The organism is Streptomyces sp. NPDC005722, assembly GCF_040630935.1.
Classification (GTDB): Bacteria; Actinomycetota; Actinomycetes; order Streptomycetales; family Streptomycetaceae; genus Actinacidiphila.
Map to the genome: position 1 here is coordinate 24259 of NZ_JBEXYN010000024.1, position 14746 is coordinate 39004.

The 14746-nt window shown below is 71.2% G+C and carries 18 protein-coding genes; 14 read left to right on the forward strand and 4 right to left on the reverse strand.

What is annotated here, in order from left to right; translation table 11 throughout:
* The first annotated feature begins 1 nt into the window (after position 1).
* From ABZ479_RS25435 to ygfZ, 6 genes are all read left to right on the forward strand, one after another.
* Entirely contained in the window at positions 2-796 is a 795-nt protein-coding gene (locus tag ABZ479_RS25435) for a hypothetical protein (protein ID WP_500463699.1), read from the forward strand.
* On the forward strand, positions 793-1782 hold the full coding sequence (locus ABZ479_RS25440) for a hypothetical protein (protein ID WP_500463700.1): 990 nt from the start codon (positions 793-795) through the stop codon (positions 1780-1782). Before ABZ479_RS25435 ends, ABZ479_RS25440 begins: the two co-directional genes overlap by 4 nt.
* Positions 1779-2948, forward strand: a complete 1170-nt coding sequence (locus tag ABZ479_RS25445) for a hypothetical protein (RefSeq protein ID WP_500463701.1) — start codon at positions 1779-1781, stop codon at positions 2946-2948. The genes ABZ479_RS25440 and ABZ479_RS25445 overlap by 4 nt, the downstream gene beginning before the upstream one ends.
* Positions 2949-3196: 248 nt before the next feature.
* Complete coding sequence (locus ABZ479_RS25450; protein WP_499608956.1) at positions 3197-3760, forward strand: heme-binding beta-barrel domain-containing protein; 564 nt, start codon at positions 3197-3199, stop codon at positions 3758-3760.
* A gap of 73 nt (positions 3761-3833) precedes the next feature.
* The gene (locus tag ABZ479_RS25455) at positions 3834-4286 is read left to right on the forward strand and encodes a Fur family transcriptional regulator (protein ID WP_500463702.1); all 453 of its coding nucleotides are present in this window, start codon (positions 3834-3836) and stop codon (positions 4284-4286) included.
* A 10-nt stretch (positions 4287-4296) separates the two neighbouring features.
* Positions 4297-5277 (forward strand): CAF17-like 4Fe-4S cluster assembly/insertion protein YgfZ, encoded by a 981-nt coding sequence (gene ygfZ, locus ABZ479_RS25460; RefSeq protein WP_500463703.1) that lies wholly within the window; start codon positions 4297-4299, stop codon positions 5275-5277.
* A 43-nt stretch (positions 5278-5320) separates the two neighbouring features.
* Here the strand turns inward: ygfZ and dtd are convergent, their stop codons facing one another.
* The gene (gene dtd / locus ABZ479_RS25465) at positions 5321-5746 is read right to left on the reverse strand and encodes a D-aminoacyl-tRNA deacylase (RefSeq protein WP_499608962.1); all 426 of its coding nucleotides are present in this window, start codon (positions 5744-5746) and stop codon (positions 5321-5323) included.
* Between the two features lie 213 nt (positions 5747-5959).
* Here dtd and ABZ479_RS25470 point away from each other — a divergent pair, with 213 nt between their 5' ends.
* Together ABZ479_RS25470 and ABZ479_RS25475 are read left to right on the forward strand one after the other, a co-directional pair.
* Entirely contained in the window at positions 5960-6490 is a 531-nt protein-coding gene (locus ABZ479_RS25470) for an RsiG family protein (protein ID WP_500463776.1), read from the forward strand.
* Between the two features lie 58 nt (positions 6491-6548).
* Complete coding sequence (locus ABZ479_RS25475) at positions 6549-7790, forward strand: GNAT family N-acetyltransferase (RefSeq protein ID WP_500463704.1); 1242 nt, start codon at positions 6549-6551, stop codon at positions 7788-7790.
* Positions 7791-7796: 6 nt separating this feature from the next.
* On the opposite strand, the gene ABZ479_RS25480 is transcribed toward ABZ479_RS25475, so the two are convergent.
* Together ABZ479_RS25480 and ABZ479_RS25485 are read right to left on the reverse strand one after the other, a co-directional pair.
* A complete protein-coding gene (locus ABZ479_RS25480; RefSeq protein WP_500463705.1) occupies positions 7797-7976 on the reverse strand; it encodes a hypothetical protein in 180 nt (59 codons plus the stop codon).
* Between the two features lie 58 nt (positions 7977-8034).
* Complete coding sequence (locus tag ABZ479_RS25485; protein WP_179280085.1) at positions 8035-8202, reverse strand: hypothetical protein; 168 nt, start codon at positions 8200-8202, stop codon at positions 8035-8037.
* A gap of 337 nt (positions 8203-8539) precedes the next feature.
* On the opposite strand from ABZ479_RS25485, the gene ABZ479_RS25490 reads away from it, so the two are divergent.
* The 4 genes from ABZ479_RS25490 to ABZ479_RS25505 all read left to right on the forward strand — a co-directional run bounded on the left by ABZ479_RS25490 (position 8540) and on the right by ABZ479_RS25505 (position 12236).
* Entirely contained in the window at positions 8540-9400 is an 861-nt protein-coding gene (locus tag ABZ479_RS25490; protein WP_500463706.1) for a GntR family transcriptional regulator, read from the forward strand.
* 10 nt (positions 9401-9410) lie between these two features.
* Entirely contained in the window at positions 9411-10160 is a 750-nt protein-coding gene (locus ABZ479_RS25495; protein ID WP_500463707.1) for an HAD family hydrolase, read from the forward strand.
* 299 nt (positions 10161-10459) lie between these two features.
* The gene (locus tag ABZ479_RS25500) at positions 10460-11533 is read left to right on the forward strand and encodes a phosphotransferase (protein ID WP_500463708.1); all 1074 of its coding nucleotides are present in this window, start codon (positions 10460-10462) and stop codon (positions 11531-11533) included.
* A gap of 28 nt (positions 11534-11561) precedes the next feature.
* Positions 11562-12236, forward strand: a complete 675-nt coding sequence (locus ABZ479_RS25505; RefSeq protein ID WP_500463709.1) for an HAD family hydrolase — start codon at positions 11562-11564, stop codon at positions 12234-12236.
* A gap of 50 nt (positions 12237-12286) precedes the next feature.
* Here the strand turns inward: ABZ479_RS25505 and ABZ479_RS25510 are convergent, their stop codons facing one another.
* Complete coding sequence (locus tag ABZ479_RS25510; RefSeq protein ID WP_500463710.1) at positions 12287-12712, reverse strand: GNAT family N-acetyltransferase; 426 nt, start codon at positions 12710-12712, stop codon at positions 12287-12289.
* A gap of 119 nt (positions 12713-12831) precedes the next feature.
* Between ABZ479_RS25510 and ABZ479_RS25515 the strand changes: the two genes are divergently transcribed.
* Both ABZ479_RS25515 and ABZ479_RS25520 read left to right on the forward strand, forming a co-directional pair.
* Positions 12832-13704, forward strand: coding sequence for a dihydrodipicolinate synthase family protein (locus tag ABZ479_RS25515; RefSeq protein ID WP_500463711.1), 873 nt, complete (start codon positions 12832-12834; stop codon positions 13702-13704).
* Positions 13701-14729, forward strand: a complete 1029-nt coding sequence (locus ABZ479_RS25520) for an aspartate-semialdehyde dehydrogenase (protein WP_500463712.1) — start codon at positions 13701-13703, stop codon at positions 14727-14729. The genes ABZ479_RS25515 and ABZ479_RS25520 overlap by 4 nt, the downstream gene beginning before the upstream one ends.
* Positions 14730-14746: the final 17 nt, after the last annotated feature.

Sequence of the window (14746 nt, forward strand, 5' to 3'; positions counted from 1 at the left end):
CTTGTCCCAGGACACCCCCGTCCCGGAACAGGACGCACCTGTTCCGGACGGGCCCCCCGTCCGCCCGCCGCGCAGACGCGGCCGGACCACCCTGCTGATCGCCTGCGCGGCCGTCCTCGGCGTCCTCGCGGGAGCCGGCACGGGATACCAGATCCAGTACGACCGCCCCGAGACCCCGCTCCCGCCGCTGGCCCAGCACAAGCTCGTGCAGCCCACGGGCGCCGCCCCCGCGGCGAAGCCGCTCACGGCCGCCGAGGACACGCTGGTCACCTCCGACGGGGACCTGCGCAAGCTGCTGCTGAAGCGGCCGAAGGGCGCCAAGGACCTGGACGGCCAGACCGGCAACGACCACTGGATGTCGCTGTACGAGTACGCGGACAGCTTCGACGAGCCGGACTACATGTTCAGCGAGCTGAACAGCAACGACTTCCGGAGGGCCGCCGTCTCCGTGTGGCGGACGGGCGGTTACGCCACGACCACCACCACCGAGGTCCGCCTGATCCAGTTCCGTGACGAGAGCGGCACGTACACCGACGACATGCTCGACGGGCAGCAGAGCTACATGGCCGAGAAGAAGTACGCGGGCAACACCGGGTCCGCCATCCCCGGCGCCTTCGACGGCAGGGTGTGGGTCTACTCCAAGCCCTGGACGAAGGCGGGCTACCTGCCCCTGTACACGGCCCGCGCCCTGGCCCGGAAGGGCACGGTCATGATGGACATCTGGGTGAACTCGGAACGGCCGATCAAGAAGTCCACCATGATGTCCCTGGCCGAGCGGCAGTGGGAGCGGCTGTGAGCGACGAGAACACCCCTGTCCCCGTGGAGTCGCAGCCGGAGTCCCAGCCGGAGCCGGAGCCGCAGCCGGAGCCGCAGCCGGAGCCGCAGTCCGAGGGCCGTGCCGACGCGCCGACGGCCCCGTCCGAAGCGCAGCCTGCGCCGGTCGAGGGGCCCGAGCCCGTGGACGGGGCCACCGCGCCGGAGACCGTCCCCGTGCCGGTTCCTGTGCCCGCGTCCGAGTCCGAGTCCGCACCCGCACCCGCGCCCCGTCGTGGCCGTCGCGGCCTCGCGCTCGGCATCGCCGCCGCGCTGGTCGCCGTCGTCGCGGGCGGCGGCCTCGGCTTCGCCGTGCTCCAGCACCAGAAGGACGACGGCAAGCAGGCGAGCCACCAGACCTGGAAGGCCCCCGAGCCGAAGAAGACCGGCGAGTACGGCACCCGGTCCGGCGGCAGCCACTACGGCACCCTCGGCAAGCTGCTGCTGCCCGTGCCCGACACCTACATGCCGGGCCCGGACGTCGGGGAGTTCGGCAACGACGCCGAGTTCACCGGCAAGGAGGCGGTGGCCGTGTTCGAGGGCGACCTCGCCGGGCTGCCGAAGAAGCAGCGCGACCGGCTGCACAAGACCGTGGCGGGGCTGCACATCCAGGGCGTCGGCCTGCGGACGTACCGCGAGGCGATGGGCGCGGCCGTCTTCGAGACGCAGATCGTGCAGATGAAGAACAAGCGCGCGGCGCGCGCCGGAACCGAGTTCTTCACCGAGTTCACCAAGGCGCTCGGAGTCTTCAGGAACGGGCCGAGGATCGAGGGCCACGACAAGGCGCGCTGCGTACTGCCGCCGAAGAAGCCCGGCGCCGAGCTCGACACCATGATCTGCGAGGCGACCGAGGGCGACCTGACCATCCGCATGTCCGTCTCCGGCACCTCGCCGCTGGAGAAGGACGACGCCGCGGATCTGTTCAAGCAGCAGCTCGACCGCGTACAGGACCCGGGAGAGGCCGCATGAGCGAGCAGACCCAGAGAGACGACGTGAAGGTCCCGGCCCAGTCCGCCGCCCCGGCGGCGGAGACCCTCCCTGACGCCGGCCGCGTGGCCGCCCCGGCGGAGGGCGCCGAGCCGGCAGCCGAGCCCGACGCCGTCGCAGCGCAGGCCTCCGCGGAGGCCGCGGAGCCTGTCGTGGCGCGGACCTCCGTGGAGGCTGTGTCCGCCGAGGCCGCCCCGGAGGCCGTCGAGCCCGAGCCCGAGCCCGCGGACGGGGTGCCGGCCGAAGGCGCCGCCCCGGAGGCCGTGTCCCCCGGCACATCGCCGGCAGCCGAGCCCGAGCCCGAGCCCGTGCCCGCGGACGGGGTGCCGGCGGAGGCCGCCACCCCCGAAGTCGCCACCCCCGAGGCCGTCGCCCCCGTTCGGCGGAAGCCGCTGCGGGAGCGGCGGGTCCTGCGGGCCGCGCTGCGGTGGACGGCCGCCGTCGTGGTGTTCGCGGCCCTCGGCGGAGCCACGGCGTACGCCGTCACGCAGCCCGAGCGGACCGAGATCCCGGGTCTGGAGACCCCGGACGACGGCCGCTGGACGTACCCCGCGCTGAAGCTGCCCAAGCTCCCCGCGGGGGAGCCCCGGGCGCTGGACACGGAGCGGAACCGGCCCCGCCGTCACTACGCGGACGTCCGCACCCTGCTGCTCCCGGCCCCCGCCGGGGCCAAGGTCGACAAGGACTTCCCGGGCGCCACCGGGTGGCTGCCGACCGGCGACTTCCTGGAGCTCTACCCCAAGGGAGACCGCAAGAAGCTGGGCGCGGCCCTGGAGCAGAACACCCTCCGGCACATCGCCGCCCGCGCCTGGACCATGGGCGACGGCACCCGCGCGGAGGTCTACCTGCTGCAGTTCGCCACCGAGGGCTACTCGGGCGACGCCAAGGACACGTTCGTCGTGGACGGCACCCCCGCGCAGGTGGATTCGGCCGACTACGACAAGGAGTGGGAGTCGACCTGGCTCGACGACCCCGAGCTGCACCCCTCCCTGTTCGACGAGGACACACCGCGCGGCGCCGAGCACGTCCGCTACGGCTACGTCCAGGCCGGCGACGTCCTGGCGGTGGTCGTCCTCTCCAAGGCCGGCACCCAGCCCGCCGTGCCGTTCCACCAGACCGTGCTGCTCCAGGCACAGCTGCTCGGCTGACCGGGCCGTACGCGGGCGACCGGGTGCGGGCGCGGCGCGTGGGGAGACCTCACGCGGCCGCGCCCGCACCCGCCCACTAGACTCGTAGCCGGCCCCACCGGGCCGCCGACCGTCCGCGCATGCCCGAGGAGCACGCTCGTGAGCCCCCTTGAGTTCTTCTTCGACACCCTGCTCGTCCTGGTCTGCCTGGGCGTCATCGCGTTCTCGGCTCTGGTCGTCAAGAAGCTCTACCAGGGACAGCGCTGAACATGATCGAGATCCCCTCCGACCTGCACCCCGACCTGGTCCCCCTGGCCTTCCTCCTGGGCACCTGGGAGGGCGCGGGCGTCTTCGACTTCCCGGGCGACGAGAAGTGCAACTTCGGGCAGGAGGTGATCTTCAGCCACGACGGGCGGTCGTTCCTGGAGTACACCTCCAAGACCTGGGTGCTGGACGCCGAGGGCAAGCCGGCGAAGCCGCTGGAGAGCGAGTCCGGCTTCTGGCGCGTCGACAAGGACCGCAAGGTCGAGGTCACCATGACCCGTGACGACGGCGTCATCGAGATCTGGTACGGCGAGCTCGCCGAGGCCAAGCCGCAGATCGACCTCGTCACCGACGCCGTGGCCCGGCTCGCCGACGCGCCCCCGTACAGCGGCGGCAAGCGCCTGTACGGCTACGTCAAGAGCGACCTGATGTGGGTCGGCGAGAAGGCCACCCCCGAGGTGCCGCTCCGCCCCTACATGTCGGCGCACCTGAAGAAGGTCGTCAACCCCAGCGAGTGGGCGAAGGACCTGGGGGACCTCCCGGACGACGGCATCGCCTTCTTCCGCTGAGACGTCCGGCCGGAAGGCCGCCGAGGGGGATCACGACGCCGTGATCCCCCTTTCCCTTGCCTAGACTGTCCTCGTGGTCACCACGGACTGGAAGAGCGACCTGAGGCAGCGCGGCTACCGACTGACGCCGCAGCGGCAGCTTGTCCTGGAGGCTGTGGACGAGCTGGAGCACGCCACCCCCGACGACATCCTGACCGAGGTGCGCAAGACCGCCTCCGGGATCAACATCTCCACGGTCTACCGCACCCTGGAGCTCCTGGAGGAGCTGGGCCTGGTCAGCCACGCCCACCTCGGACACGGCGCCCCGACCTACCACCTCGCCGACCGCCACCACCACATGCACCTGGTGTGCCGGGACTGCGAGTCCGTCATCGAGGCCGACGTCTCCGTCGCCGAGCCGCTGACGGCCCGGCTGCGCGAGACGTACGGCTTCGAGACCGACATGAAGCACTTCGCGATCTTCGGCCGTTGCGCGGACTGCGCGGGGAAGCCCCGAACGCCTGAGGGTTCAAGTAACCGGACGTAGGGTGGTGGGCATGCAGCGCCAAACAACGACCAGTCCCCTGCTGTCGCTCCCCGGTGCCGTCCCCGCGGAGGGCCCGGACGAGGGAGTGGCCGCGCACTACGGAGACCTCTTCCGCGAACAGCGCGCGCTGGCGGGCGGCGACGGCTTCGTCGACCTCTCCCACCGGGGCGTCGTCGCCGTCACCGGGCAGGACCGCCTCGCGTGGCTCCACCTGCTGCTGACCCAGCACGTCAGCGACCTCCCGCCGGGCCGGGCCACCGAGGCGCTGGTCCTCTCCGCCCACGGCCACATCGAGCACGCCCTCTACCTCGTCGACGACGGCACGACCACCTGGATGCACGTCGAGCCCGGCACGCAGGGCGAGCTCATCGCGTACCTGGAGAGCATGAAGTTCTTCTACCAGGTCGACGTCTCCGACCGGACCGGCGAGTACGCCGTCGTACACCTGCCCGCGGGCAGCATCGCCACCGTCCCCGGGGACTGGCCGGTGCGCGAGGTCCCGTACGGCCGCGAGGTGTTCGTGCCGCGCGGCGAACTGGAGGACCTGCCGCGGCAGCTCGGCACCCCGGTGGGCGTGCTGGCCCTGGAGGCGCTGCGGATCGAGGCGCACCGCCCGCGGGTCGGCCTGGAGACCGACCACCGCACCATCCCGCACGAGCTGGGCTGGCTGGACACCGCCGTCCACCTCGACAAGGGCTGCTACCGCGGCCAGGAGACCGTCGCGCGCGTGCACAACCTCGGCCGGCCGCCGCGCCGCCTGGTCTTCCTCCACCTCGACGGCAGCGAGGTCAAGCTGCCCGGCCACGGCGCGCCCGTACGGCTCGCCGCGGACGGGCCCGACGGCCGCCCGGTCGGCACCGTCACCTCCTCCGCCCGGCACTGGGAACTGGGGCCGATCGCCATCGCCGTGATCAAGCGCAACACCCCGGTGGACGCGACGCTGCTCGCGGACGGGACGGCGGCGAGCCAGGAGACGGTCGTCGCGCCGTGAGGTGAGGGGCGCGCCGTGAGGGGCCGGCCCTGAGGGCCCCGCCTCACATCTCCAGGACGACCGTGAACGGGCCGTCGTTCGTGAGCGAGACCTTCATCTCCGCTCCGAACCGGCCCGTCTCCACATGGGCGCCCAGCGACCGCAGTTGCGCCACCACCTCGTCCACCAGCGGCTCGGCGACCGGGCCGGGCGCCGCCGCGTTCCACGTGGGGCGGCGCCCCTTGCGGGCGTCACCGTAGAGGGTGAACTGGGAGATCACGAGCAGCGGCGCGGCGATGTCCGAGCAGGACTTCTCCCCGGGCAGGATGCGCAGCCCCCACAGCTTCCGGGCCAGTTGGGCCGCCTTCTCGGCGGTGTCGTCGTGCGTCACCCCCACCAGCACGCACAGGCCGGGACCCGCGATCTCGCCGACCGTCTCGCCGTCCACCACGACACTCGCTTCGCTCACCCGCTGGGCCACCGCACGCATGCCGCCATTGTCCCGGCCCGGCGGGGGCGCGCGGCACCCGGGCCGTACGCCCGCTTGGACTCACGCACAACTGTCCGGAGCCGCCGTTCGGGTGCAGGTGCCTGCGCGACGCAGCTACTCGGTGGCACGATCGAAGTCTGCCCGACGTGGGGGACGAGGGGACGGACAGCGATGAAGCACAGCATCACGACCGGTACGGCGGAAGGCGATCGCATGCTCAAGGCACCGGGCCCGCGCTCCCCCCTCACCGCCGGCACCCCCCAGCCCGACCTCGCCGGCCTGACCCTCGACGGGCTGCGCACCGCGCGCCGCGAGGCCCAGCTGGAGGAGGCCGACCTCTCCTACCTGCGGCGGCTCCTGCAGGGCCGGATCGACATCCTCCGCGCCGAAGTCGCCCGGCGCACCGCCCCGGACGCGCCCGTGCTCGACCGGCTCTCCGAGATCCTCACCGACACCCCGTCCCGGCACCGCTCCTCCGCCCGCCACGTCACCCTGGGCACCCCGCACAGCGAGCGCTACCGGCAGCTCGCCGAGGAGATGCTCGCCGAGGTCCAGCTCTCCGACCTCGAGGCCCGCACCGACCAGGAACTCCACGACGCGATGGGCCGGCTGGTCCGCCACGAGCAGCAGGTCTCGCGCTGCCGGCAGTCCCTGCAGCGGACGGTGGACGGCTGCAGCACCGAGATCGCCCGCCGCTACCGCGAGGGCGAGGCCCGGGTCGACGACCTGCTGGCGGGCGACTGACGGCCGCGTGGCGAAAACCGGATGCGGCCCGGGCCGGGGTCCGCCTACCGTGCCGGACATGAGCCTTGAGGTCCGTACGATCGGCGAGTCCGACTTCCCCGGCTGGCTGCGCGCCGTCAACACCGGTTTCCACCGGCCGCCGTCGGTGACCGAGGAGGAGATCGCGCTCCGCCGCTCCCAGACGGACCTCGACCGTACCCAGGGCGCCTTCGACGAGGGCCGCTGCGTGGCCACCTTCCGCAGCATGCCCCGCGAACTGACGGTGCCCGGCGGCGCGGTGCTGCCCGCCTCGGCGATCACCAGCGTCTCCGTCACCGCCACGCACCGCCGCCGCGGCCTGGCCTCCCGCATGATGGCCGCCGAACTCGACGCCTCCGTGCGCCGTGGCGAGCCCGTCGCGATCCTCGTCGCCGCCGAGTACCGGATCTACGGCCGCTTCGGCTTCGGCCCCGCCGCCGGGATCACCGAGTGGGAGGTCGACACCGCCCGCGCCGGCCGCCCCCAGGGGCCGCCGTCCGACAGCGGCCGCGTCGACCTGTCGGACCCGTCCGAGGTCCTCAAGCTCGGACCGCAGCTCCACGACCGGGTGCGGCTGCGCCACCCCGGCGCGATCAACCGCACCGAACGCAACTGGGAGTACGCCACCGGGACGGTGGTCAACCCCTCCTTCCCCTGGAAGGAACCGATCTTCGTCCTCTACCGCGACGCCTCCGGGCGGGTGGACGGCCTGGCCGCGTACACGGCCGAGGACACCTGGCACGGGATGTTCCCGAAGGTCCCTGTCACGGTGCGGGAGTTGATCGCCGCGACCCCCGAGGCCGAGCGCGCCCTGTGGCGTTACCTGCTCGCCGTCGACTGGGTCGCCACCGTCCGCACCGGCTTCCGCGGCCAGGACGACGTCCTGCCGCTGCTGCTGGACGACCCGCGCGCCGCCCACGTCCACTCCACGAGCGACTTCCTGTGGCTGCGGCTGCTGGACGTGCCCCGGGCGCTGTCCGCCCGTACGTACGCGGCCCCGGGCTCGGTCGTCCTCGACGTCGCCGACCCGGACGGGTACGCCGCCGGCCGCTTCCGCCTCGAAGCCGCCGCCGACGGCACCGCCACCGCCGAGGCGGCCCCCTCCGCCGCCCCGGACGTCTCCCTCACCGCGGTGGCCCTCGCCTCCCTCTACCTCGGCGAGGAGTCCGCGGCCCGCCTGACCGTCACGGGCGCCGTCACGGAGTCCCGCCCGGGCGGCGCGGCCCGTGTCGACGCGCTGTTCCGTACGGCACGCAGGCCCTGGCCGATCGACACGTTCTAGCGGTGGCTAGCGGTGTCCGTACGACACCAGCACCAGCAGGACGAGCACCCCGCCGACGCACATCGCATAACGGGAACGCGCCCTGCGCCCGGCGGCCACCAGCAGTACGCCCAGCCCCATCAACGGCCCGTACTGCCACGCCAGGTACTGCTCCAGCAGCGCCGCCGTCAGATGACCCCACAGCATGACCCACCCCCTTCCCAGGTGGCCGACCGAAAGCCGCGGGTCCGCTGCCGCACCGGCCCTACTGGGCCAGCAGCAGCGCGATCACCGCGAGTCCGACGCACGTGAACGTCGTGTTCCGGGCCTTGTGGCCCACCGTGAACAGTCCGACGGCGAAGGCGCCGGCCGCGCCGTACCGCCACTGGACGAGCTGCTCGAACGCGAAGGCGCACAGAGCGAGAGCGGGCATAGCGATTCACTCCTTCGGGGCGCGTTGGATCGATCCCTCCGCGCGTAGACCGCGAAGGGGGCAGATTTGACCCGTAGGTCGGCAGGTGGCTGAGCGGAAGCGTGGTGCTGCTGATGCGTGCGAAGCGTCGTGGCGCTGCACTCTCAGCCGCGGTCATCCCCGGCGCGTCGTCGGGACGGAGAGGCTGCGGCCCCCGATGGCGTCAACTGGTCCAACTTGATTGTCCGCTGGACCAGTTGACTGCATTCCTCTATGGTCATGTTGCCGCTGACTGCAGATCGCTAAACTCCATGCAGTCAACTCCACTTGCCTGGCGTGAAGCTGTAGTGTGGGTCACGTGAGCAACGACCGCACCGTCGGCGGGGCCAGGCGTGAGTACGAGCGCGTGGCCGATGCGTTGCGTCACGAAATCGAGGGCGGCGCCATCGAGGTGGGCGACCAACTCCCCACGCACGCCGAACTGGTGGACAGGTTCGACGTCTCCCGCGCCACCGTCCAGAAGGCGATCAAGGCGCTTGAGGGCAAGGGTTACGTGGAGTCGGCGCAGGGCAAGGGCGTATTCGCCCGGGACTGGCGGAAGTCCGCCGTCACCTCCCACGCCAACGGGACCGCCACGGCGACGGTGGAAGCCGGCAGCATCGAGCTGGACGACGCCATCGCGGAGGCGTTCGAGGCGGATCACGTCACGATCGACGCGTACTGCCTGACGGCTGAGTCTCTGAACGGGGCCATCATGCCCCAGGCGCGCCGGATCCTCCGTGAGGAGATCCAACCTCAGTCGATCCGGGTTCGGCTCCTGCTGGCCCGTCCCGGTGCGCACTTGGCGATCCCCCGCATCGTGGGGGACCCGGATGACACCCGGCCGCTCGACCGGTTGTCCGAGCTGATCGAGCGCCACGCGTTCACCCTGCGCAACCTGCTCGAGGACCTGAGCAGGCGGAAGGTCGATGTGGCCGTCGACGTACGGACCGTCCCCATCACGCCGGTGGCCAAGTACTACTTGCTCAACGGGCATCAGGGGCTCATGGGCTTCTACAAGGTCGAGGCGAACACCGTCGAACTTCCGGACGGCCAGAGCGTTCAGATTCACGACGTCCTGGGTCTGGGGGCACGTCTGTACCTTCAGGGGACCGAGCAACGGGCGGACTGTCAGCAGTGGTTCGACTCCCTGTGGGACACAATCGCCGAATCGGTGTGACACTCACTGAATGGCTTCGATCGACCCTGAGTGGCTCCTGAGCCGAGTGCGAGGCGTCAAGGTCGTCCTCTTCGACTTCGATGGGCCGCTTTGTGACCTGTTCGCCGTGTACACGGCGGAAGCAGTTGCCGAGCGCATGAAGGACTACCTGCGCCGTGAGCGATGGCTGCTATCGGAATTCGCCTCGTACACGGATACGCATCAACTGCTGTACGACGTTGCGGCACACGACGACATACCCGGCGGTGTCCGCCGTGGCCTGGACGAGGTGCTTGTGGAGGCCGAAAGGCAGGCCGCGAAGGTGGCGCGCCCCACGGACGGTGCGGCCGAACTCGTGGAGTTCCTGGCCGGCGCAGAGCTGCCGATAGCGATCACGACGAACAATTCTGCGGCCGCTGTCCGGGTCTACCTGAAGAAACACGGGTTGGAGCCGCCATTCGGCGAAAGAATCTTTGGCCGGAAAGCTCCCCGGCTCATGAAGCCGGACCCTCATTGCCTCTTGGAGGCCATGCGCTACCTCGGGTTCGAGGGTGACCCGGGCAATTGCCTCATGATTGGTGATTCCGTGCGCGACTTGAAGGCCGCCCGCAGTGCCGGGGTCAGATTTCTGGCATATGCCGTCCCGGATGAACGGGACCCACAGCGCGGGGAGCGCCTTCTGGGTGACGGTGCGGATTTCCTGGTCAGCGACATGGGGCAGGTGACGGAAGCTTTCTCCCGGGCCGATCTCGACTGTCGGAGCGCTCGTGTGAGGGAGTGAGGCGCAGGAATTTCGATTGACAGAACTCGAAGTTTCGATTCGCTTCACGCGGGCAACCGTTATAGGCTCAGCCCCCATCCACACCGTATCAAGTGGTGATTCCCTGCTGGATCGATCTCAAACGGTCGGTGCAACTTATGACCATGACTGCGCCTGCGAGTGCCCGGGCTGCCGGCACAACGCCGCCCCGTCACATCGTGCGCAGTCGGCTGCACAAGCATTTCGTGCGCTGGCACTACAACCGCCGGAAGCGTGACGGGGGGTCCTTGACCCTGACGGGTCACCATAATTCCAACGAAGTGGTGACGCTGGACAAGCGGCTCGCCTGGCTGGCCCAGGTGACGCTGGACGAGGCCGCACGCATCAAGCTGCGGGTGCCGCTCGCGACGCCCAAGGTCGTCATGCGCACATGGTCGGACGAGGCCGAGGTCCTGGCGGCGCTGAACGAAGCCGTCGGAGGTCAACGGCTCCGGCCGAACTTCGGCATCCCGCAGTGCCTGGTCACCTTCGGGCGGGCGTCCCTGCACCGATTCGTGGATGGGAAGGCGCTGTCCCAAGACGCACCCGCCGGTGCTCCGATCGGCGAGAAGCGGCTGCGGGACATCGCTGAGGTCTTCGCCTACGCGGCGACGGTCACGCGCGAGCAGTTGCCGAAGCTGCCGGCACGATGGCCGGACGAGAAGGACAGCGACAGGTTCCTGGACGTCCTGGTCGAGCACGCGGAGCAGGTCCACCAAGAGCACCGTCCGGTGTACGGCAGCCTCTTCGACGCCTTCGGTGTTCCGGTGGACGCGCTGGACGGTTTCCGGCAGGGGGTGCGGAAGCGGGTCGGGACCCTCTACGCGCGGCCCTACTCGTTGCTGCACACCGATCTTCACCGCGACAACATCGTTCTGCTCGAGGACGGGAGCCTGTTCATCCTCGACTGGGAACTCGCCACCTACGGTGACCCCCTTCACGACCTGGCGACCCACCTGGTCCGGATGGAGTACACCGACCGCGAGCGCGAACGGATGAAACGGCAGTGGGAGAGGACCCTCAACCTGCGGGGCCACTCGGCGATGACCGCCGGGATGGCCAGGGACCTGCAGGTCTACGTGGACTTCGAGTACGCCCAGTCCGTCTACGCCGATGTCGTACGGGCCGCCCTCAGGCTCGGGGACGTTCCAGGGAAACCGCTTCTCGGTCCTTCCGTCAGCCTGGTCCTGCGAGCGCTGCAGCGAGCACAGGTCCCCTTCGGCCTTGCATCCGTCCCCGGGGAGCCTGAGGTCGAGGCCGCGCTGAACGAGTGGCATGCCCGGCGTTACCCCGAGCGGCGCCGGAGGTGGGGTTTCGCGGAGAGGCAGGCCCGCGGCCAGGCCCGTGCCTTCTAGCGCCACGGCTCCGGAAGCCGTCGAGGACGTGTCGGACCTGCTGGAACGCGCGCATTGCGTCCTCTTCGACTTCGACGGTCCTCTCGCGGACCTTTTCGCCTGCCACCCTGCTGCCCGCATCGCTGAGGCTCTTCGGGGCCGGGCAGTGGAGCTGGGTTTGCAGCCGGAGGAACTGAGCAGCGTCAGCGATCCCCTACGCGTCCTGCGGATCACCTCGGAACGCGACACCTCCGGTCGGATCACGGCGGAGCTCGAAGAGCGTCTGGCCCGGGAGGAGGTCCGGGCTGCGGCGACGGCCCTGCCGACACCGCATGCCGGCCGTCTCGTGCGCTCCCTTGCCGAGAGCGGCCGGAGGGTCGCCATCACCACCAACAACTCGGCTGAGGCGGCCACCGCCTATCTGGACCGAAGCGGGCTGTCGCGGTACTTCGGCACTCATGTGTACGGGCGCGCGGCCGACCCGGGCCTCTGGAAGCCGGATCCCCACTGCCTGGTGCGTGCCATGGCTGGTACGGAGGCGCCGCCCGAGAGGTGCCTGATGATCGGGGATTCCCCGAGCGACCTCCGGGCCGCCGAACGCGCAGGCGTGCAGTTCCTCGGCTTCGCTCGTGACGAGCCCAAGTCGCGGAACCTGTACGGGGCCGGAGCCGAGTACGTCGTGACGTCGTTGGGTGAGCTGTCGGCAGTCGCAGTGTCCGTGTGAGTGGTGGGCCAGCCGCGTTGACCCAAGCCGGGTTGACGCTGGAGTGGAGCTCACAGCCCGTACGACATCCAGTGCCCCGGTTCCGACAGTGCGGTGAACCCCACCTTCTCGTAGACCCCGTGCGCGTCGTGTGTGGCCAGGAGGACGAGGCGGACGCCCAGGCCCTCCAGGTGGTCGCGGGCGGCGGTCGCCAGGGCCGTCGCCAGGCCCCGGCCGCGGGCGGCGGGGGTGACGTAGACGTCGCAGAGCCAGGCGAACGTCGCGTGGTCGGTGACGACGCGGGCGCAGGCGACCTGGGCGCCGGAAGCCCTGTCGTACGCGCCGAAGTTGAGGGAGCCGGCGATCGCGGCGTCCTGGACGGCGCGGGGGCGGCCGAGGGCCCAGTAGGCGTCGGTGGAGAGCCAGTGGTGGACCAGGACCGCGTCCACGCGGGCGGGGTCGGCCGATATCTCGTACTGCTCTTCGGCGGTCGTCATGCGCGGAGGGTAGCGGGGGCCAGGCCGGTCGGGAGGCGCCTTCATGCAGAAGCGCTTACCGGTGCGATGAAGGACTATTAACTGGACCTTGGGGGTGCCCTGGGCCCACGCTCGAGGGCATGGGTATTCACGTACCGCTCATCACCCCCTTCGACGGGGCCGGCCGTGTGGACTCCGGCGCCCTGGAGCGCCTGGCGCACGAGGTGGCCGACGGAGGCGTCGCCGGGCTGGTGGCGCTGGGGACGACCGCCGAGGCGGCGATGCTGGACGAGGCCGAGAAGGCGGTCGTCCGGGAGACCGTGGGGCGGGTGTGCCGGGAACGCGGGCTGCGGTTCACCGTGGGGGCCGGCGGGACGGACACGCGCAGGGCCGCGGCGGAACTCGCGGAGCTGGACGCGGACGCCGCCCTCGTCTCCGTGCCGTCGTACGTCAGGCCCTCCCAGGACGGCGTCGTCGCGCACTTCGAGGCCCTGGCCCGGGCGTCCGCCGTGCCGCTGGTCGTCTACAACATCCCCTACCGCACCGGGCTCGCCCTCACCGCGGACACGGTGCGCCGGCTCGCCGCGATCGACGGGGTCGCCGGCTTCAAGCACGCCGTCGGCGGCATCGACCAGGACACCGTGCTCCTGGTGGGGGAGGTGCCGCTGTACGCCGGGGACGACGTCTTCGCGCCCGCGCTGCTCGCCCTGGGCGCCGCCGGGGCGATCAGCGCCTCCGCGCACCTGGCCACCGAGCGGTGGGCGGAGCTGGCCCGTTCCCACGATCCGGCGACGGGGCAGGCGCTCGCGCGGCTCGCCGCCGCCCTCTTCGCCGAGCCCAACCCCACGGTGATCAAGGCGGTGCTGCACGCCCAGGGACGCATCCCGACCCCTGACGTGCGGCTGCCGCTGCTGCCCGCCGGGCGCCCGTCCCTCGGGACGGCACTCCGGGCACTCGCCGCATCGGGGGATACTCGGGACCGTACGTACGCACTGATCGGAGAGACCGGATGAGGATCGGAATCGTCGGAGCCACCGGCCAGGTCGGCGGTGTCATGCGCAAGGTGCTGGCCGAGCGCGACTTCCCGGTGGAGCAGCTGCGGCTGTTCGCGTCGGCCCGTTCGGCCGGGCGCACCGTGCCGTGGAAGGACGGCGAGGTCACGGTCGAGGACGCGGCCACCGCGGACTACTCCGGTCTCGACATCGTGCTCTTCTCGGCCGGTGGCGCCACCTCCAAGGCGCTGGCCCCGAAGGTCGCCGCCGCGGGTGCCGTCGTGATCGACAACTCCTCCGCCTGGCGGATGGACCCCGAGGTCCCGCTGGTCGTCTCCGAGGTCAACCCGCAGGCGATCGCGGACCGCCCCAAGGGCATCATCGCCAACCCGAACTGCACCACCATGGCCGCGATGCCCGTGCTGCGCCCGCTGCACGAGGAGGCGGGGCTGACCGCGCTGGTCGCCACCACCTACCAGGCGGTCTCCGGCTCGGGTCTGGCCGGTGTCGCCGAGCTCGACGGCCAGGTGCGCAAGGTCGCCGACCGGGCGACCGGGCTGGCCTTCGACGGCGCGGCCGTGGAGTTCCCCGAGCCCGCGGTCTACCAGCGGCCCATCGCGTTCAACGTCGTCCCGCTGGCCGGGAAGATCGTCGACGACGGCCGCTTCGAGACCGACGAGGAGCAGAAGCTCCGCAACGAGTCCCGCAAGATCCTGGGCATCCCGGAGCTGAAGGTGTCCGGCACCTGCGTCCGCGTGCCCGTCTTCTCCGGCCACTCGCTGCAGGTCAACGCCCGTTTCGAGCGTCCGGTCAGCGTGGAGCGCGCGTACGAGCTGCTGGCGGAGGCCCCCGGCGTGGAGCTGTCCGAGATCCCGACCCCGCAGCAGGCCGCGGGCAAGGACCCCTCCTACGTCGGCCGGATCCGGGTGGACGAGACCGTGGAGCACGGCCTCGCGCTCTTCCTCTCCAACGACAACCTCCGCAAGGGCGCCGCGCTCAACGCCGTCCAGATCGCGGAGCTGGTCGCCGCGGAGCTGCGCGGCTGACCGCCGCTTCCCACGGA

Bases quoted from the DNA above. Each gene is read 5' to 3' on its own strand.
- ABZ479_RS25515 (WP_500463711.1), top strand. From the start codon at position 12,832: ATGGGTATTCACGTACCGCTCATCACCCCCTTCGACGGGGCCGGCCGT.
- ABZ479_RS25475 (WP_500463704.1), top strand. From the start codon at position 6,549: ATGAGCCTTGAGGTCCGTACGATCGGCGAGTCCGACTTCCCCGGCTGG.
- dtd (WP_499608962.1), bottom strand. From the start codon at position 5,746: ATGCGTGCGGTGGCCCAGCGGGTGAGCGAAGCGAGTGTCGTGGTGGAC.
- ABZ479_RS25470 (WP_500463776.1), top strand. From the start codon at position 5,960: ATGCTCAAGGCACCGGGCCCGCGCTCCCCCCTCACCGCCGGCACCCCC.
- ABZ479_RS25495 (WP_500463707.1), top strand. From the start codon at position 9,411: ATGGCTTCGATCGACCCTGAGTGGCTCCTGAGCCGAGTGCGAGGCGTC.
- ygfZ (WP_500463703.1), top strand. From the start codon at position 4,297: ATGCAGCGCCAAACAACGACCAGTCCCCTGCTGTCGCTCCCCGGTGCC.
- ABZ479_RS25510 (WP_500463710.1), bottom strand. From the start codon at position 12,712: ATGACGACCGCCGAAGAGCAGTACGAGATATCGGCCGACCCCGCCCGC.
- ABZ479_RS25445 (WP_500463701.1), top strand. From the start codon at position 1,779: ATGAGCGAGCAGACCCAGAGAGACGACGTGAAGGTCCCGGCCCAGTCC.
- ABZ479_RS25485 (WP_179280085.1), bottom strand. From the start codon at position 8,202: ATGCCCGCTCTCGCTCTGTGCGCCTTCGCGTTCGAGCAGCTCGTCCAG.
- ABZ479_RS25520 (WP_500463712.1), top strand. From the start codon at position 13,701: ATGAGGATCGGAATCGTCGGAGCCACCGGCCAGGTCGGCGGTGTCATG.
- ABZ479_RS25480 (WP_500463705.1), bottom strand. From the start codon at position 7,976: ATGCTGTGGGGTCATCTGACGGCGGCGCTGCTGGAGCAGTACCTGGCG.
- ABZ479_RS25450 (WP_499608956.1), top strand. From the start codon at position 3,197: ATGATCGAGATCCCCTCCGACCTGCACCCCGACCTGGTCCCCCTGGCC.